Origin of the sequence: Kitasatospora sp. NPDC008050, assembly GCF_042957465.1 — a bacterium.
Lineage (GTDB): Bacteria > Actinomycetota > Actinomycetes > Streptomycetales > Streptomycetaceae > Kitasatospora.
This window is the reverse complement of record NZ_JBIBIJ010000026.1, coordinates 92,626-109,670: the sequence shown is the minus strand read 5'-3', so window position 1 is coordinate 109,670 and position 17,045 is coordinate 92,626. Positions and strand designations below refer to the sequence as shown.

The 17,045-nt window shown below is 73.3% G+C and carries 13 protein-coding genes and 1 pseudogene; 8 read left to right on the top strand and 6 right to left on the bottom strand.

Going from position 1 to position 17,045, the window contains the following annotated elements; translation table 11 throughout:
• Nucleotides 1-384 (top strand): annotated as a pseudogene (locus ACFZB9_RS33985) ([acyl-carrier-protein] S-malonyltransferase); the annotation flags it as partial.
• 147 nt (nucleotides 385-531) lie between these two features.
• Here ACFZB9_RS33985 and ACFZB9_RS33980 read toward each other — a convergent pair.
• From ACFZB9_RS33980 to mce, 3 genes are all read right to left on the bottom strand, one after another.
• Complete coding sequence (locus ACFZB9_RS33980) at nucleotides 532-1,461, bottom strand: cellulose-binding protein (protein WP_391453661.1); 930 nt, start codon at nucleotides 1,459-1,461, stop codon at nucleotides 532-534.
• 107 nt (nucleotides 1,462-1,568) lie between these two features.
• Nucleotides 1,569-6,389, bottom strand: coding sequence for a hypothetical protein (locus ACFZB9_RS33975; RefSeq protein ID WP_391453659.1), 4,821 nt, complete (start codon nucleotides 6,387-6,389; stop codon nucleotides 1,569-1,571).
• Between the two features lie 381 nt (nucleotides 6,390-6,770).
• On the bottom strand, nucleotides 6,771-7,220 hold the full coding sequence (mce, locus tag ACFZB9_RS33970) for a methylmalonyl-CoA epimerase (protein ID WP_391453658.1): 450 nt from the start codon (nucleotides 7,218-7,220) through the stop codon (nucleotides 6,771-6,773).
• 208 nt (nucleotides 7,221-7,428) lie between these two features.
• Here mce and ACFZB9_RS33965 point away from each other — a divergent pair, with 208 nt between their 5' ends.
• Entirely contained in the window at nucleotides 7,429-8,634 is a 1,206-nt protein-coding gene (locus tag ACFZB9_RS33965; protein ID WP_391453657.1) for an acetyl-CoA C-acetyltransferase, read from the top strand.
• Nucleotides 8,635-8,702: 68 nt separating this feature from the next.
• Nucleotides 8,703-9,668 carry a methylmalonyl Co-A mutase-associated GTPase MeaB gene (gene meaB, locus ACFZB9_RS33960; RefSeq protein WP_391453655.1) on the top strand — a complete coding sequence of 322 codons (966 nt, stop codon included), beginning with the start codon at nucleotides 8,703-8,705 and terminating at the stop codon, nucleotides 9,666-9,668.
• An 85-nt stretch (nucleotides 9,669-9,753) separates the two neighbouring features.
• On the opposite strand, the gene ACFZB9_RS33955 is transcribed toward meaB, so the two are convergent.
• Together ACFZB9_RS33955 and ACFZB9_RS33950 are read right to left on the bottom strand one after the other, a co-directional pair.
• Nucleotides 9,754-10,269, bottom strand: a complete 516-nt coding sequence (locus ACFZB9_RS33955) for a MarR family winged helix-turn-helix transcriptional regulator (RefSeq protein WP_391453653.1) — start codon at nucleotides 10,267-10,269, stop codon at nucleotides 9,754-9,756.
• 136 nt (nucleotides 10,270-10,405) lie between these two features.
• Nucleotides 10,406-11,182, bottom strand: coding sequence for a DUF2127 domain-containing protein (locus tag ACFZB9_RS33950; protein WP_391453652.1), 777 nt, complete (start codon nucleotides 11,180-11,182; stop codon nucleotides 10,406-10,408).
• Nucleotides 11,183-11,398: 216 nt separating this feature from the next.
• Here ACFZB9_RS33950 and ACFZB9_RS33945 point away from each other — a divergent pair, with 216 nt between their 5' ends.
• The 4 genes from ACFZB9_RS33945 to ACFZB9_RS33930 all read left to right on the top strand — a co-directional run bounded on the left by ACFZB9_RS33945 (nucleotide 11,399) and on the right by ACFZB9_RS33930 (nucleotide 14,560).
• Nucleotides 11,399-11,710, top strand: a complete 312-nt coding sequence (locus tag ACFZB9_RS33945; protein WP_391453651.1) for a DUF3817 domain-containing protein — start codon at nucleotides 11,399-11,401, stop codon at nucleotides 11,708-11,710.
• Nucleotides 11,711-11,789: 79 nt separating this feature from the next.
• Nucleotides 11,790-12,314 (top strand): MarR family winged helix-turn-helix transcriptional regulator, encoded by a 525-nt coding sequence (locus ACFZB9_RS33940; RefSeq protein ID WP_391453649.1) that lies wholly within the window; start codon nucleotides 11,790-11,792, stop codon nucleotides 12,312-12,314.
• Nucleotides 12,315-12,377: 63 nt separating this feature from the next.
• Nucleotides 12,378-12,716, top strand: coding sequence for a DUF3817 domain-containing protein (locus ACFZB9_RS33935; RefSeq protein ID WP_391453648.1), 339 nt, complete (start codon nucleotides 12,378-12,380; stop codon nucleotides 12,714-12,716).
• Between the two features lie 158 nt (nucleotides 12,717-12,874).
• Nucleotides 12,875-14,560: a methylmalonyl-CoA mutase gene (locus ACFZB9_RS33930; protein ID WP_391453647.1), complete on the top strand. Its 1,686-nt coding sequence runs from the start codon at nucleotides 12,875-12,877 to the stop codon at nucleotides 14,558-14,560.
• A gap of 35 nt (nucleotides 14,561-14,595) precedes the next feature.
• Here the strand turns inward: ACFZB9_RS33930 and ACFZB9_RS33925 are convergent, their stop codons facing one another.
• Nucleotides 14,596-15,225 carry a TetR/AcrR family transcriptional regulator gene (locus tag ACFZB9_RS33925; protein ID WP_391453645.1) on the bottom strand — a complete coding sequence of 210 codons (630 nt, stop codon included), beginning with the start codon at nucleotides 15,223-15,225 and terminating at the stop codon, nucleotides 14,596-14,598.
• A 446-nt stretch (nucleotides 15,226-15,671) separates the two neighbouring features.
• On the opposite strand from ACFZB9_RS33925, the gene trxA reads away from it, so the two are divergent.
• Nucleotides 15,672-16,664 carry a thioredoxin gene (trxA, locus tag ACFZB9_RS33920; protein WP_391453643.1) on the top strand — a complete coding sequence of 331 codons (993 nt, stop codon included), beginning with the start codon at nucleotides 15,672-15,674 and terminating at the stop codon, nucleotides 16,662-16,664.
• Nucleotides 16,665-17,045 lie beyond the last annotated feature (381 nt).

The following is a 17,045-nucleotide window of genomic DNA, read 5'->3' as shown; positions in this document are numbered from 1 at the left end:
GGCTCGCTCGCCGAGCTCGACGCGGACACCCGGACCCAGGTACTCGACCGCTACCTCGCCGGCGAGCTCCCACCGCCCGCCACTGCCCCCGCCACTGCCCCCGCCACCGACCCCGCCACCGACCCCGGCGCGGACCCGAAAGCCGAACTGGCGGCCCTGTTCCGCACCTACTTCGAGCGCGGCTTCCGGCTCGCGGTGACGGGTGATCAGCACGCCAAGGTGGACCACCTGGTGCACTGCGGGCCCTCGATGGGCGCCTTCAACCAGGTGGTGGCCGGCACCGAGCTGCACCCCTGGCAGGCCCGCACGGTCGCGGCCATCGCCGACGTCCTGATGGAAGGCGCAGCCGCCCACATCACCGCCCGCCTGCACACCTTCCGCTGACCGCCTCCCGCCGACCCACACGACCCGCCAACGGCGACCCGCTAACGCCGACCCGCGAACGGCGACCCGCTAACGGTGAACGGCCGACCCGCGAACGGCGAACGGCCCGCCCCTTCTCCGGGGCGGGCCGTTCGTGTGGGACTTGTGTCAGCGGGACTGCTGCGCCGGGACGCCGAGGGCGTCGTCGGTGGGCAGCGAGGCGGCCGCCACGGCCGCGCCGGTCAGGGTGGCCAGCATCTCGCGGACGTTGGTCAGCTGGGCGTTGATCGAGTCGCGGCGGTTGGTCAGCGCCGCCAGCTCGCGCTCGGACTCGCTGCGGATCCGGTCGGCCTTGGCGTTGGCGTCGGCCACGATGTCCTCGGACTGGCGCTGGGCCGTCTCCACCGTCTGGCGGGCGCGGCGCTCGGCGTCGGTGCGCAGCTTCTCGGCCTCCAGGCGCAGCTGCTCGGCCCGGTGCTCGATCTCCGCCAGCCGCTTCTCGGCCTTGGCCTGACGGGCCGCCAGGTCGCGCTCGGACTGCTCGCGGCGCTTGGCCAGGTTGGTCTCGAACTCCAGCGCGGCCTGGGCGGCCTTGGTGCGGGTCTCCTCGAAGAGGGCGTCCGCCTCCTCACGCTTGTTCTGCGCGTCCTTGTTGGCCTCGGCGCGCAGCTGGGAGCTGTCGCTCTTGGCCTTGTCGACGATCCGCAGGCCCTCGTCCTCAGCCTTGGCCTTGCGGTCCTTGGCGTAGTTCTCCGCCTCGGAACGGACCTGCTGGGCGGCGGCCTCGGCCAGCTCGCGGTGCTGCTCGGCGGCGCGGTGCGCCTCCTCGCGCAGGTCCTTCGCCTCCTCCTCGGCCAGCCGCAGGATCTTCTCGACCCGCGCGCCGAGACCAGCGTACGAAGGTTCGGCATCGGCCACCTGAGCCTGGGCGCTCTGGGTCTCCAGGTGGAGTTCTTCGATCCGCTTCTCCAGCGCGCTGATCCGGGTCAACGCGCTGTCACGGTCGGCCACCAGCTTGGTGATCCGCTCGTCGACCTGGGCGCGCTCGTACCCACGGCGCACCAGGTCGAAGCCGTGAGGGGAGTGACTGTCGCTCATGGGGTTCTGGGCTTCCTGTCGTCAAACCGCTGAGGTGGTTGAGGGAATCCTGACACGTTACCGGAGTGTCGTAGGCGAAAAGCCTATGGCTGACGGACAATGTCCGCTCAATCGGGTGGTGTCCCTTGGGAGCGACCGCCACCCGATCGGGGGGCGCCCACTCCAGCGCCCGCCTTTGATCCCCCGTTGGCTCCGTTCCCCTTGCCGCCGCCCTGCGCGGGCGGTGTCTCGCGAGCCGCCGCCTGCTGGACAGGTGACGGTGCCTCAAAGGCCTCCAGTGCCGAGAGCACGTCCTGCACGCGCGAGATCTCGGTGTTGATGTCCTTGCGCCGGCGTACCAGCTCGTCCAGCTCGCGCCGACCCTCGTCGGTCACCCGCTGGGCCTCGGTGCGGGCGGTGCTCGCCACCCGGTCGGCCTCCTCCTCGGCCAGCCGCAGCTGCTCGGCCGCCGTCTCCTCGGCGGCCCGCACCCGCTTGGCGGCCTCGCCGGCCGCGGCCTCCAGCTGCTCCTCCGCCTCGTCCTGGGCGGACTTGAGCCGCTGCTCGGCCTCGGCGGCCAGCTTCTCGGCCTTGGCGGTGGAGGCGGCGAGCTTCTGGTCGGCCTCCTTGAGCAGGCCCTCGGCCTTGCGCACGGCGGAGATCCGGACCTTGCTGGCCTCGGCGGAGGCCTGCGAGGTGAGCTCGGCGGCGCGCTCCTCGGCGGCCGCCACCAGCGCGGCCGCCCGCTCCTCGGCCTCGGCGACGGCGGCCACCGCCTGCTCCTCGGCCTCGGTGAGCTGCTCCTGAGCGGCCGTCACCAGCGCGTCGACCCGCTCGCCGGCCGACTTCATGGCCTGCGCGTTCTCCTTGCGGGCCCGCTCGTGCAGCGCCTCGACCTCGGCCTCGGTGCGCTCGCGCAGCTCCTCGGCGCGCTCGCGGATCGCGGTGGCGTCCCGGCGGGCTTCGGAGAGCAGCGCGTCGGCGTCGGCGCGCGCCCGCTCGACCTCCGCCTGCCCGGCGGCCTCGCCGGCCGCGACCAGCCGCTCGGCCTCCTTGCGGGCGGCGGCCACCATGGCATCGGCCTGCTCCTCGGCGGCCGCGGTGGTGGCCAGCGCGGTGCTCTGGGCCTCCTCGCCGAGCGACTCGGCGTCGGCAAAGGCCTTCTCCAACACCGAGGTGGCCTGTGCCCGGGTGGCGGTGTCGTACTGCTCCGCCTGCTCGCGGGTGCCCGCGTCGTAGGCGTCGGCCCGGGCCCGGGTGGCGACCTCGTACTCCTCGGCCAGCGTGCGGGTGGCGCCGGCGAACTCCTCCGCCTCGGTGCGCAGCCGGGCCGCGTACTGCTCGGCCTCGGCCAGCAGCGCGGCACCGCGCTCCTCGGCCTCGGAGACGGTGTGCTGGGCCTGCGCCTCGGCCTCGGCCAGCAGGCGGCGGGCCTCCTCCTCGGTCTGCTCGCGGTGCGCCTGGGCCTCGGCCCGGATCGCCGCGTCGTACTCGTGGGTCTCGTTGACCAGACGGGCGGACTCGGCCTCGGTGTCGGCGCGCAGCTGGGCGGCGTACTGCTCGGCTTCGGCCCGCAGGCCGCTGTCGTAGGCGTCCGCCTCGGCCCGCAGCCGCTCGCGGTAGGTCTCCGCCTCGGCGGCGATCCGGGCGGCCTCGCGCTCGGCCGCCTCCCGCTCGGCGGCGGCCGCGGCGGTGGCCTGCTCGCGCTCCTCGGCGGCGTCGCGCTCGGCGGCGGCGCGCAGCTCGGCGGCCTCCTGCGCGGTGCGCTCGCGCAGCTCGGTGGTCTCGCGCTCGGCCGTCGCCCGCTGTTCGGCGGTCTCCCGTTCGGCGGTGGCGCGCAGAGCCGCGAGTTCGGCGTCGGTGCGCTCGCGCAGCTCGGCGGTGTCGCGGTCGGCGGTGGCCCGCTGTTCGGCGGTCTCGCGCTCGGCGGTGGCGCGCAGCTCGGCGGCCTCCCGCTCGGTGCGCTCGCGCAGCTCGGTGGTCTCGCGCTCGGCCGTCGCGCGCAGCTCGCCGGTCTCCTGCTCGGTGCGCTCGACCAGCTTGCCGACCTGCCGGGCGGCCCGCTCGTGCAGCCCGGCCACCGACTGGCGGACGCCGGCCGCCTCCTCCTCGGCGGCGGCGACCAGCTCGGCCGCGTCGGCCGTGGCGGTCTCGACCGCGGTGGTGGCCTGCGCCCGCGCCTGGTCCAGCTCCTCGGCGGCCTGGGCCCGCAGTGCGGCGACTTCCTCGGTCGCGGTGGCCCGCAGCGCGTCGGCCTCCTCGGTCGCGGTGGCCCGCAGCGCGTCGGCCTCCTCGGCGGCCTGGGCCACCGAGGACTGGGCGGCGGCCTCGGCCTGCGTCACCTGCTCGGCGGCCCGGGTGCGCAGCGCCTCGGCGGCGGCCTCGGCCTCGGCCTGCAGCTGGGCGGCCTGCTCCTGGGCCTCGGCGCGGACCTGCTGGTCGTGCTCGTCGGCCTCGGTCCGCACCTGCTGGTCGTACGCGGCCGCCTCGGCGCGCAGCCGCTGGTCGTGCTCCTCGGCCTCGGTCCGCACCCGCTGGTCGTACGCGGCCGCCTCGCGGCGCAGCTCGGCGCTCTCCCGCTCGGCGTCGGCGCGCAGCTGAGCCGTCTCCCGCTCGGTGTCCGCCCGCAGCGTGCTCAGCTCGGCGTCGATCCGCTCGGTCAACTCCTCGGCGGCGGACTCGGCCTGCTCGCGCGTGCGCTGGGCCGCCGTCAACTGTGCGGCGCTCGTCTCGCGCTCGCGGTTCAGCTCCTCGGCCGCCTGCTCGGCCGCCCGGCGGGTCTCCTCGCGCAGCGCGTTGGCGGTGGCCTCGGCCTCCGCCAGCACCCGCTCGGCCTCGGCCAGCGCCTGCGCCTCGCGCTCCTCGGCGGCCTGCTGGGCCGCCGCCTGCACCGCGGTGGCCTGCTCCTCGGCCGCCGCGCGCACCCGCTGGTCGTACTCGGCGGCCTCGCGGCGCAGCTCGGCGGTCTCCCGCTCGGCGGCGGCGCGGTTCTCGGCGGCCGCGGCCTTGGCGGCCGCCAGCGCGTCCTTCTGCTGCTGCTCGGTGGCCGCGGTGAGCTTCTCGGCCTCGCCCCTGGCCCGGCCCAGGGTCTGCTCGGCGCGCGCCTGGGTCTGCGCCGCCTGCTCCTTGGCCTCGGTGCGCAGCCGCTCGACCTCGGCGGCCGCGCCCGCGCGCAGCTCGTCCGAGTCGGCCTTGGCCTTGGTGAGCAGCTCCTCGGCGGTCTTCGCGGACTCCTCTATCTGCGCCACGGCCTGCCGACGCGCCTCGCCGCGGACCTTCTCGGCCTCGGTGGCGGCCTGGGTGCGCAGCTCCTCGGCCTCGGCACGCAGCCGGGCCGCCTCGTCCTGCATCCGCTCCATCCGGGCCCGGATGTCCGCGGCGTCGTCCAGTGCGGCGTTCTGTGCCTGCTCGACGGCCTGCTGGGCCTGCTCGCGCAGCCGCTCGGCCTCCGCGGCCGCCTCGGTGCGCACCCGCTCGGCCTCGGTGGCGGCCGCGGCCAGGGTGGCCTCGGCGTCCTCGGCGGCCCGGGCCAGCGCCTCCTCGGCGCTCTTGGCGGCCTTGGCCAGTTGCACGGTGGCGTCCTTGGCGCCCTCGGCCCGGCCCTGCTCACGAGCGTCGTTGCGCAGCGCCTCGGCGGCGCCCTCGGCCTGTGCCCGCACCTCGCCGGCCTCGGCGATCGCGGCCGCGCGCAGCTCGGCGATCGCGGCCCCGGCGTCGGTGCGCAGCTGGGTGGCGACGGACTCGGCGGCGGTGCGCAGCCGGTCGTTCTCGTCGTCGGCGGCGGCCTTGGCGGCCACCGCCTCGGCCATCGCGGTCTGTGCCCGGGCCAGCAGCTCGGCGGCGGCGGCCTTGATCTGGCCGGCCTCCTCGGTGGCCTTGGCCACCATCCGGGCGACCTCGGCCTTGGCGGTCTGTGAGCGCTGCTCGCTGGCCGCCTCGCCGTCGGCGACCCGCTGCTCGGCCGCGGCCTGCGCGTCGGCCTGCAGCCGGTCGGCGGCCGCGGTGGCGGTGGCCCGCAGCTCGGCCGCCTCATGGCGGGCCCGCTCGGCCTCCGCCTCGGCCTCGGCGCGCAGTCGCTCGATCTCGGCCTGGGCCCGTGCCGCGGCCTCCTCGGCCCGGCGCTGGTCCTCCTCGGCCTGCCGCTTCAGCTGGGCGATCTCGGCCTGGGCGGCGGACAGCCGCTGCTCGGCGGCCGCCTGCGCGCCGGCCAGCTGCTGCTGGGCCTCGTTGGCGGCGCTGCCGCGCAGCTCCTCGGCCTGTCCCACGGTGTGCTGGGCCTGCTCGCTGGCGGCCCGCAGCAGCGCCTCGGCGTCGTTCTGGGCGCGCAGCAGCGCGGCCTCGGCGGCGGCCTGGGCCTCGCCCCGGGCGGCGTCCACGTCGGCGGCGGTCTGTGCCCGGGCCTGGTCGGCCAGTGCGGCGGCCTCGGCGCGGGCGGCGGCCATCAGCCGGTCGGCCTCGGCGCGGCTCTCCTGGAGCAGGCGCTGGGCCTCTTGCTCGGTGCCGGCCCGGGCCTGCTCGGCCCAGCTGACGTTCTCGTTGACGTGCTGCTCGGCCGCCCGGCGCAGCTCGGCCATCTCGTCCTCGAGCTGGCGGCGGCGGGCCTGGAGTTCGGCCTCCAGCCGGGCGGTGCGCTCGGCGGCCTCGGCCATCAGGCGCTGGGTGGCCGCCTGGGACTCGCGCAGCTGCCGCTCGGCATCGGCACGCAGCTGCTGGGCCTGCAGCTCGGCAGTGCGCAGCAGCTGTTCGGCCTGCCCGGAGACGGCGTCGAAGGCGCGCGGTTGAGCCAGCTGCCGACGGGACTCGTGCAGCTTGGCCCGGAGCACCTCCACCTGGTAGGCGAGGTCCTCGGCATGCTCGACGGTCTTGTCCCGCTCCTTGCGAAGCCGGTCCATCTCGGCCTCGAACTGGGAGAGGTGATCATCAACCTCGTAGCGGTCGTTGCCCCGCACTGCGCGGTCCCATCCATCTCCTGGTCGCGTCCTCGACCGGTGCGGCCACCCCGACCCCGTCGGGTGGGCCGGCCGCGCTGGTCCTTGCACCGCGGGCCAGTCCCGGACGGGCCGGAACTGGGGGCGCCCCTGGTCCTGGGTCACCCGCCACGGGTCGGAGCCGGTCGGTCGGTGTGGAGCACGGTGAACCGCGCTCCGCCGACCGGGTGGACTCCTGGGCGAACTCTTGCCTTGTGGAGAATGGTGACAGATCCGAACTGCGACTGTTCAGCCGTGCCCTGGTTGGACTCCCCTGCGACCCTGGGCAGTGTAGTGGGCCGGAGCGGGGCTGTAACCGCCGAGGTCGGTACTGGCGCAGGTTACCGGTGGGTCGGACCGGGGTCAGTGGCCCTCGCCGGCCTCCTGGTGGGCTCCCGCGGAGGTGACCAGTTCGGTCAGCACGCCGCCGCAGTCCTTGGGGTGCAGGAAGGTGATCCGGGAGTCCATCGAGCCGCGCCGCGGCTCCTCGTAGAGCACCCGCACGCCCTTGCCCTTGATCGCCGCGGCGTCCCCGTCGACGTCAGCCGTGCCGAAGGCGATGTGGTGCACGCCCTCGCCGTTCTTGGCCAGCCACTTGGCGACCGTGGAGTCCTCCCGGGTGGGCTCCAGGAGCTGGAGGTAGGAGGCGCCGCCGTCGCCGGTGTCGTTGATCTTGAGCATCGCCTCGCGGACGCCCTGCTCCTCGTTCACCTCGCTGTGGAACACCTCGAAGCCATAGGTGGCTCGGTAGAACTCCACGGTCTTGTCGAGGTCGAAGCAGGCGATGCCGATGTGGTCGATCCGGGTCAACACGGGTAAGCCTCCTGAAGCTGGGTCGGACCAGTGCAGCGCAGATTCCGGGTCTCGCGCCACCAGGCCTCGTGCGAGCCTGATCACACCGTTGCTCCGGTGACGCCCGGGTTACGGGTCAGTACATTGAGCTGCATCCTCCCCCCGGGCCCTGTCGCCGTGCTAAATCCGGCAGGACTCGCTGGCCATGACGCGCGAAGGGGCTCGTTCCATGCCTTCCGATTCCACCGCAACCACTTCCGTGATCGTCGCGGGCGCCCGTACCCCGATGGGTCGGCTGCTCGGTTCGCTCAAGGGCTTCTCCGGGGCCGACCTGGGCGGCTTCGCCATCAAGGCCGCGCTGGAGCGGGCCGGTGTGACGGGCGATCAGGTGCAGTACGTGATCATGGGTCAGGTGCTGCAGGCCGGCGCCGGCCAGATCCCGGCCCGGCAGGCCGCCGTCAAGGCCGGCATCCCGATGAGCGTGCCGGCGCTGACCATCAACAAGGTCTGCCTCTCCGGCCTGGACGCGATCGCGCTGGCCGACCAGCTGATCCGCGCGGGCGAGTTCGACGTCGTGGTGGCCGGCGGCCAGGAGTCGATGACCAACGCCCCGCACCTGCTGCCCAAGTCCCGCGAGGGCTACAAGTACGGCGCGATCGAGCTGCTCGACGCGATGGCCCACGACGGTCTCACCGACGCGTACGAGAACATCCCGATGGGTGAGTCGACCGAGAAGCACAACACCCGGCTGGGTATCGGTCGCGAGGTGCAGGACGAGATCGCCGCCCGTTCGCACCAGCGGGCCGCCGCCGCGCAGAAGAACGGCCTCTTCGAGGCCGAGATCGTGCCGGTGCCGATCCCGCAGCGCAAGGGGGAGCCGGTGCTCTTCGGCCAGGACGAGGGCATCCGCGCCGACACCACGGTGGAGGGGCTGGCCAAGCTGCGCCCGGCGTTCAGCAAGGACGGCACGATCACCGCCGGCAGTGCCTCGCAGATCTCCGACGGCGCCGCCGCCGTGGTCGTGATGAGCCGGGCCAAGGCCGAGGAGCTGGGCCTGAGCTGGATCGCCGAGATCGGCGCGCACGGCAACGTGGCGGGCCCGGACAACTCGCTGCAGTCCCAGCCGTCCAACGCGATCAAGCACGCGGTGGCCAAGGAGGGCATCGCGGTCGGGGACCTGGACCTGATCGAGATCAACGAGGCCTTCGCCGCCGTCGCCCACCAGTCGATGCTGGACCTCGGCGTCACCGACGAGAAGGTCAACGTCAACGGTGGCGCGATCGCGCTCGGCCACCCGATCGGGATGTCCGGTGCCCGCCTGGTGCTGCACCTGGCCCTGGAGCTGGGCCGGCGCGGCGGCGGCGTCGGCGCGGCCGCGCTGTGCGGCGGCGGCGGTCAGGGCGACGCGCTGATCATCCGGGTGCCCAAGGCCTGATCGACGCCTCGGCCGGCGCCCTCGCGCATCGCGGGGGCACCGGCCGTCCCACCTGAAGGAGAAGCTCCATGACCGATGTGCCGGCCCTGGTCGAGCAGGCCAGGGCGGGGCACCCGCGCGCGGTGGCCCGGCTGATCTCGCTGGTCGAGAACGCCGCCCCGGAACTGCGCGCGGCGATGGCCGCGCTCGCTCCGCACACCGGCCGGGCCCACACCGTGGGGCTGACCGGCTCGCCCGGGGTGGGCAAGTCGACCTCCACCTCGGCGCTGGTGACCGCCTACCGCCGGCTCGGCCGGCGGGTCGGGGTGCTGGCGGTGGACCCGTCCTCGCCGTTCTCCGGCGGCGCGCTGCTGGGCGACCGGGTGCGGATGCAGGAGCACGCCACCGATCCGGACGTCTTCATCCGCTCGATGGCCACGCGCGGGCACCTGGGCGGGCTCTCCTGGGCGGCCCCGCAGGCGCTGCGGGTGCTGGACGCGGCGGGCTGCGAGGTGATCCTGGTGGAGACCGTCGGGGTCGGCCAGTCCGAGGTGGATGTGGCCGCGCAGGCGGACACCACGGTGGTGCTGCTGGCCCCCGGGATGGGCGACGGGATCCAGGCCGCCAAGGCGGGCATCCTGGAGATCGGTGACGTCTTCGTGGTCAACAAGGCCGACCGGGACGGCGCGGACACCACCGTGCGGGACCTGGGGCACATGCTCGGGCTGGGCGAGGCACGCCGGCCGGGGGACTGGCGGCCGCCGATCGTCAAGACCGTGGCCTCCCGCGAGGAGGGGCTGGACGAGGTGGTCGAGGCGCTGGAGAAGCACCGCGCCTGGCTCGCCGAGGGCGACCGGCTGACGGTCCGCCGGCGGCGCCGGGCGGCCCAGGAGATCGAGACGATCGCGCTGGCCGCGCTGCGCTCGCGGATCAGCGACCTGCGGGGCGACCGGCACCTCGACGCGCTGGCCGAACGGGTGGCGGCGGGGCAGCTGGACCCGTACGGCGCGGCCGACGAGCTGGTGGCCGGGCTGACGGACGATCAGCGGGCCTGACCGGCCTGACCGGCCTGACCGGCCTGACCGGCCTGACCGGCCGGGCGGCGGTGCGGGCGGGCGCCGAGGCGGCGGGGCAGCGGGCTCAGGCCCGGCCGCGCAGCGCGCGCAGATGCTCGGCGATCGGGGCCAGCGCCTCGTACATGGCGTCGATCTGGTCGTTGTCGAAGCGGTCGATGAAGTGCGCCCGCACGCTGCGGACGTGGTCGGGGGCGACGGCACGCAGCGTCAGCCAGCCCTGCTCGGTCAGGTGGGCGTACAGGCCCCGGCGGTCGCCCGGACACTCCTGGCGCAGCACCAGGCCGGCGCTCTCCATCCGGGTGATCTGGTGCGAGAGCCGGCTCTTGGACTGGAGGGTGGCGGTGGCCAGGTCGGTCATCCGCATCCGCCGGTCGGGGGACTCGGAGAGCACCACCAGGATCTCGTAGTCGTTGATCGCCAGGTCGTGCTGCTGCAGCTCACGGCTGAGCTGGTACTCCAGCAGCTTGCTGACCTCGAGGTGGGCACGCCAGAGCCGCTGCTCCCGGGCGTTGAGCCAGGGGGTGTCATCGGCGGCGAGTTCGGGCGCGGCCGTGGTCGGCTCGGTGGCGTGCGTGTCCATGGAGTCAATGATACGCGATATTGTTCAACGTTCTACTATATTGGATGGTCCAGGAAGCATCTCGGCCGGTCTTGGCCCGTGGAATCACTCGAACGGATGAGATTCGAATCGCGCCCACCCGTTCCCATCTGCGGTGTCATGCGCCGACCGGGGCCACCTCGGCCGCCTGTTCGACCTCCAGCAGTGAGGCCGAGTGCCGCTCCGCCTCGAAGGCCTCGACGCCACCGCGCAGCCCGAACAGCCGCTTGGAGAGCAGGATCCACAGGACGGCGACCACATTGACGACGGTGGTGGCGATCTTGACCGCGGAGGCGTGCTCGGACAGCTCGTAGCCCTCCAGCGGCAGGAAGGCGGCGGTGGCGATCACCGCGAGGTACTCGGCCCAGCGGCGGCCGAGCCACAGGCCCACCCCCTCCACGGCCTCGATCAGCGAGTACGCCAGCACCCCGGCGGCGACGTAGACCAGCGTCTTGTGCTGGTAGTCGAAGGTCTTGCGGATGGTGTCCACCACCGAGGCGTGCTCCAGATCCCAGTGGAAGTGGTCGGCCACCGGCTTGAAGACCGTCAGGTTCTGGTCGAACAGCTGGTGCAGGGCGTCCTGGCTGTTGGAGAACTTCCACACCGCCCAGGCGATCAGGATGCCCAGCACCCCGCGCAGCCCGCGCTCGACCGCCAGGATCCGCAGCACGAGCAGGTCGCGCAGCGCCTTGCCGCGCACCACCAGCGGCGCGTTCGCGGCCGGTCCGCCGCCGTGCGGCTCGCCGAGCGTGAAGTCGCCGCAGCGCAGGCAGCGCCAGGCCTCGCCGACGCCGGTGGTGGCGTGCAGCCGGGCGCGCAGCTCCGGCTCGCTCGGTGCGTAGGTGGTGTGGCCGCGCCTGGCGCAGGTGCGTCGGTTCCAGTCCAGCTTGCCCATGGTGGAGCTCCCCCGTTCGGTTCCCGTACACCCGCTCGGGGTGTGCGGCAGCAGGATAGCGAGCCGGGCCCGCACGGTCCCAGCATGCGTCCCGCGGTGTGACCTCCGGCACCACGGGCCCCCCGGGGCCGGGTGCGGAAGGCTGGTCTGCTCATAATGGGCGACGGCTTGTGCCCCCGTTCACAAGCGAACACCGTCACCCGTGAGGTCCTCGTCATGCAGAACAGCGCCGCCCACCGCCTGCGCCTCGTCTCCGGCCCCGAAGGCCTGTCCTTCATACTTCTGCTGGTCGGGATGATCTTCAAGTACAACACCAGCTTCAACCCGGTGCCGGTGCTCGGCATGATCCACGGCATGCTCTTCCTCGCCTACGTCGCCTTCCTGGGCCTGGCCTGGCAGAAGCAGGGCTGGGACCTCAAGCGGGTCGGCCTGCTCTTCATCCTGTCGGTGCTGCCGACCGGCGGTTTCTTCGCCGAGCGGATGCTCGCCAAGGAGGAGCGCGGCGAGCTCGCACCGGCCGCCGCCTGAGCCGCGCTCGTCAACGGCAGGGTCCCACCATGCGGGCCGTCGGGCGGGCCGCGCAGGGCTCGCCGGTACGGTGTGGGACGTGGCCAAACCCCTCGCACTCGACTTCGACCCGATCGCCCGTGCCGACGAGCTGTGGGCCCGGCGCTGGGGCGAGGTGCCGTCGATGGCGGCGATCACCTCGGTGATGCGCGCCCACCAGATCCTGCTCGGCCGGGTCGACGCGGTGGTCAAGCCGTACGGGTTGACCTTCGCCCGGTACGAGGCGCTGGTGCTGCTCACCTTCAGCCGCACCGGTGAGCTGTCGCTGTCCAAGATCGGCGAACGGCTGATGGTCCACCCGACCAGCGTCACCAACACCGTGGACCGGCTGGAGAAGGCCGGCCTGGTCTCCCGGCGGCCCAACCCGCTGGACGGGCGCGGCGTGCTGGCGGCGATCACCGCGCGCGGGCGCGAGGTGGTGGAGCAGGCCACCCGGGAGCTGATGGCGATCGAGTTCGGCCTGGAGTCCTACGACGAGGAGCAGTGCCGCGAGGTGTTCGAACTGCTCAAGCCGCTGCGGGTGGCGGCCGGCGACTTCGCCGAGCCCCCGGCGCGGCCCGTGTGAAATCGGCGGCTACTCTCGATGAGCCGCCCCACTGACACCCTTGCCAAGCGAAAGCTGCCGAACATGAAGTCCACCCCCCTGCTGTCCGCGTACCGGGCCCTGGCGATCGCCACCGGCTGCGCGCTGCTGATCTTTTGCGGTTTCATCATCGCGAAGTACGGCTTCGACACCGGCGCGCAGGCCACCATGTACGTCGCGATGCTGCACGGCTACCTGTACCTGGCCTACTTCGTGGTGACCTTCATGCTCGGGCAGAAGCTGAAGTGGCCGCTGGGCCGGATGATCTTCACGCTGGCGGCCGGCTGCATCCCGTTCGCCTCGTTCGTCGCCGAGCGCCGGCTGATGCGCGACATCACCGCGGCCGCCGCCCCGGCGCCCGCCGAGCAGCCGGTCCGCGCCTGAGACCAGGTCGCTCGACGCAAGGCCCCCACCGAGGTGGGGGCCTTCTGTGTGTCCGGACCCGGTCCGCTCCGTCGCGCCGCCGACGGGTCGGCCCGGCGGCTCCGTAGATTTCTGGGACCCGGATACCGCCGACACCCGAACGACCTGAGCGGAGCCCCATGGACGCCGAGGAGATCGAGCGCGGCCGTCGCCGCTGGCAGCAGCGCTACGACAGCGCCGTCAAGCGGGCCGCCGACTTCACCACTCTCTCGGGTGAGTCGGTCGATCCGGTCTACGGGCCGCCGCCCGGCGCGGACCACCCGGGCTTCGAACGGATCGGCTGGCCGGGGGAGCACCCCTACACCCGCGGCCTGCACTCCACCGGCTACCGCGGCCGGCCCTGGACGATCCGCCAGTTCGCCGGCTTCGGCAACGCCGAGCAGACCAACGAGCGCTACCGGATGATCCTGGCGGCCGGCGGCGGCGGGCTCTCGGTCGCCTTCGACATGCCGACCCTGATGGGCCACGACTCGGACGACCCGCGCGCCCTCGGCGAGGTCGGGCACTGCGGGGTCGCCGTCGACTCGGCCGCCGACTTCGAGGTGCTCTTCGGCGGCATCCCGCTGGGTGCGGTGACCACCTCGATGACGATCAGCGGCCCCGCGGTCCCGGTCTTCTGCATGTACCTGGTGGCCGCCGAACGGCAGGGCGTGGACCCCCAGGTGCTCAACGGCACGCTGCAGACCGACATCTTCAAGGAGTACATCGCGCAGAAGGAGTGGCTCTTCGCGCCCGAGCCGCACCTGCGCCTGATCGGCGACCTGCTGGAGTACTGCGCCGAGCAGCTGCCCGACTACAAGCCGGTCTCGGTCTCCGGCTACCACATCCGCGAGGCGGGGTCCACGGCCGCGCAGGAGCTGGCCTACACGCTGGCCGACGGCTTCGCCTACCTGGAGCTGGGCCGCTCCCGGGGCCTGGACGTGGACGTCTTCGCGCCCGGCCTGTCCTTCTTCTTCGACGCCCACCTGGACTTCTTCGAGGAGATCGCCAAGTTCCGCGCGGCCCGCCGGATCTGGGCCCGCTGGCTGCGCGACGTCTACGGCGCCCGCACCGAGAAGGCGCGCTGGCTGCGCTTCCACACCCAGACCGCCGGGGTCTCACTGACCGCCCAGCAGCCCTACAACAACGTGGTGCGCACCGCCGTGGAGGCGCTGGCCGCGGTGCTGGGCGGCACCAACTCGCTGCACACCAACGCGCTGGACGAGACCCTGGCGCTGCCCTCCGCGCAGGCCGCCGAGATCGCGCTGCGCACCCAGCAGGTGCTGCTGGAGGAGACCGGGGTGGCCAACGTGGCCGACCCGCTGGGCGGTTCCTGGTACGTGGAGGCGCTGACCGACCGGATCGAGGCGCAGGCGGAGGAGATCTTCGCCAGGATCCTGGCCAAGGGCTCGTCCGAGCACGCGATCGGCCCGATGACCTCCGGCATCCTGCGCGGTATCGAGGAGGGCTGGTTCACCAGGGAGATCGCCGAGTCCGCCTTCCGCTACCAGCAGGCGGTGGAGCGCGGCGAGAAGCGGGTGGTGGGCGTCAACTGCTTCCCGCGGAGCGTCACCGAGGAGCTCTCGATCCTGCGGGTCGGCCACGAGGTGGAGCGCGAGCAGGTCAGGCTGCTGGCCGCGCGCCGGGCCGGGCGCGACGAGGCGGCGGTGCGGGCGGGGCTGGCTCTGATGCTGGCGGCGGCCCGGGACGGTTCGAACCTGATCCCGCCGATGCTGGCGGCGGTGCGGGCGGAGGCCACCCTGGGCGAGATCTGCGACGCGCTGCGGGCGGAGTGGGGGACCTACCGCGAGCCGGCCGGCTTCTGACCCGCAGGGGGCGGCCGGAAGGCTCTCAGCGTCTCTCAGCGTCCCTGGTACAGCCCCGGGTTGAGCAGCAGCTCGGTGAAGCGGCGGATCCACTGCGGGGTGACCGGGTCGCCGATCACCAGTATCCGGTGCTCGACGGCGCCCGCGATGGTGTCGAAGATGATGTCGATCTCCTCGGCGGCGGCCAGCGGGTCCAGGGGGTCGGCCAGCTCGCCGCGGGCCAGCGCCTGCGCCAGGCCCTGGTGCACCAGCCGCTTCTGCGGGTCCACGATGTGCTCGCGGATCCGGCGGCGCAGCTGCGGGTCGCGGGAGCCCTCGGCGAACAGGGCGAGCAGCGAGGCCTGGCTCTCCGGTCTGGCCAGCACGGTGGCGAACTGGGTGACCACGTCCTCGATGTCGGCCTGCAGGCTGCCCCGGTCGGTCATCTCCAGCTGGTCGAAGAGGCTGGCGACGGCGTCCACCACCAGCTCGTTCTTGGAGGGCCAGCGGCGGTACAGGGTGGTCTTGGCGACGCCGGCCCGGGTCGCGACGTGTCCCATGGTCAGCCCGCCCCAGCCGAGTTCGGCCAGGACCTCACGGGTGGCGTCGAGGATCGCCTGGTCCGCGGCGGCGCTGCGGGGTCGCCCTTTCGCGCGGGGCGGGGCCGGCTGCGGTGTGGGGGCCACCGGGCCTCCTTGGGTGTACTGGCGAGTAGCTTGGGTGGGGGATGTCACCGTATCGACACTTCGGCACCAGCGAAAGCATCTTGGCGGCACGGTCCGGCGCCGCCCGGCCCGGGGTCCGGCCCGAGAGTGGGCCACATCACGCGCTTGACAGCCGAGGAGGGCTTGCGTCCGGGGGGTCGGAGACAGATACGCTACGACCTGTAGCGAATAGAGCGACAACCACGTGCCGGCCCTGTGGGAGGGGCGGGCACGCAGCGCGGGTGGGGATCCGCGCCGCTGACCGACCGGCCCCTGGCCGGTCGCTACCGGAGTGAGGCGGCTGCGCGCCGGACGGGCGCGGAGCCGGGCCGGGGGTGGGGTCACCTCCCGGCCGACGCCGTCGGGTCCGAAGCGGCATTTCGGGCGGATGGCGCCCGGCATCCACGCGGACGGGGGAGGATAGTGCCATGCAGCCACGGAACACGCATCTGAACAGCTCCGCTCTGCGCGGTGCGGTCGACCTCGCCGCGGTGAAGGCGGCCGGCGAGGCCGCGCAGAAGGCCGAGCAGGCCCGGGCCGAACGCACCCGCCAGGCCGCCGCGGCTCAGGCCGCCGGAGTGGCGGCCCCGAGTGTCGGCTACCAGCTCGTCATCGACGTCAGCGAGGAGACCTTCGAGGAGGAGGTCGTCCAGCGATCCACCGAAGTACCGGTGGTGGTGGACTTCTGGGCCGAGTGGTGCGGCCCCTGCAAGCAGCTGAGCCCGATCCTGGAGCGCCTGGCCGAGGAGTACGCCGGCCGGATCGTGCTGGCCAAGATCGACGTCGACCAGAACCAGCTGATCGCCCAGCAGTTCGGCATCCAGAGCATCCCGGCCGTGATGGCCGTGGTGGCCGGTCAGCTGGTGCCGCTCTTCCAGGGCGCCGAGAACGAGGCCAACGTCCGCAAGGTGCTCGACCAGCTGATCGCGGTGGCCGAGCAGAAGTTCGGCATCGTCGGCGGCGCGGCCCTGCCGGGCGGCGAGGACGGCGCACTGCCCGGTCTGCCCGAGGACCCGGCGCTGGCCGCCGCGCACGAGGCGCTGGACCGCGGCGACCTGGGCGGCGCGGTGCAGGCCTACCAGAACGTGCTGAGCGACCAGCCGGGCAGCCAGGAGGCCCAGCTCGGCCTGGCCCAGGCCCAGTTGCTGCTCCGGGTGCAGGGCATGGACGCACCGGCGGTGCGCGATGCCGCTGCCGGTGACCCCAAGAACGTGCAGGCCCAGCTGGACGCCGCCGATCTGGACCTGGTGGGCGGCCATGTCGAGGACGCCTTCGGACGCCTGGTGGACACCGTGGGCCGCACCGCCGGTGCGGACCGGGACACCGCCCGGGTGCGGCTGCTGGAGCTCTTCGAGGTGATCGGCGCGGACGACCCGCGGGTCACCGCGGCTCGCTCGGCACTGGCCCGGGTGCTCTTCTGACACCTCCTCGGCGGCTGCCCTTTGGGGCTGATGGCACGGTGGATGACCTGCGGTGTCGTCAGAGATAAGGCGACATTCCTGTCAACTCCGGCTGAGGTTTATCAAATCTTGACAAGACTCGCGCGCGGTCACCTTGGGTGACCGCGCGCGGGTGTTTCCCTCCTGTTTCCAGCATGTTTCTCTCGTACGACGTTCGGATTTCGTCACAGCGTGTCGATGTCATGAACAGGCCATGATCAACCTCGGCGGTTATTGGATTACCCGTCAGTAATGCACCCCTTGTGCTCCGGCCGGTATTCCAGCACGATCGGCCACGCCTGGTCCCTCACTTCATCCTCCGGCCGTCCGCCGGACAGGTGTTGGTGCGGGGTCCCCACCGGG

What these genes read in the sequence shown, in the direction of transcription:
- ACFZB9_RS33965 (WP_391453657.1), top strand. Translation starts at nt 7,429, where the DNA reads ATGCCTTCCGATTCCACCGCAACCACTTCCGTGATCGTCGCGGGCGCC.
- ACFZB9_RS33945 (WP_391453651.1), top strand. Translation starts at nt 11,399, where the DNA reads ATGCAGAACAGCGCCGCCCACCGCCTGCGCCTCGTCTCCGGCCCCGAA.
- ACFZB9_RS33955 (WP_391453653.1), bottom strand. Translation starts at nt 10,269, where the DNA reads ATGGACACGCACGCCACCGAGCCGACCACGGCCGCGCCCGAACTCGCC.
- ACFZB9_RS33980 (WP_391453661.1), bottom strand. Translation starts at nt 1,461, where the DNA reads ATGAGCGACAGTCACTCCCCTCACGGCTTCGACCTGGTGCGCCGTGGG.
- ACFZB9_RS33930 (WP_391453647.1), top strand. Translation starts at nt 12,875, where the DNA reads ATGGACGCCGAGGAGATCGAGCGCGGCCGTCGCCGCTGGCAGCAGCGC.
- ACFZB9_RS33950 (WP_391453652.1), bottom strand. Translation starts at nt 11,182, where the DNA reads ATGGGCAAGCTGGACTGGAACCGACGCACCTGCGCCAGGCGCGGCCAC.
- meaB (WP_391453655.1), top strand. Translation starts at nt 8,703, where the DNA reads ATGACCGATGTGCCGGCCCTGGTCGAGCAGGCCAGGGCGGGGCACCCG.
- ACFZB9_RS33935 (WP_391453648.1), top strand. Translation starts at nt 12,378, where the DNA reads ATGAAGTCCACCCCCCTGCTGTCCGCGTACCGGGCCCTGGCGATCGCC.
- trxA (WP_391453643.1), top strand. Translation starts at nt 15,672, where the DNA reads ATGCAGCCACGGAACACGCATCTGAACAGCTCCGCTCTGCGCGGTGCG.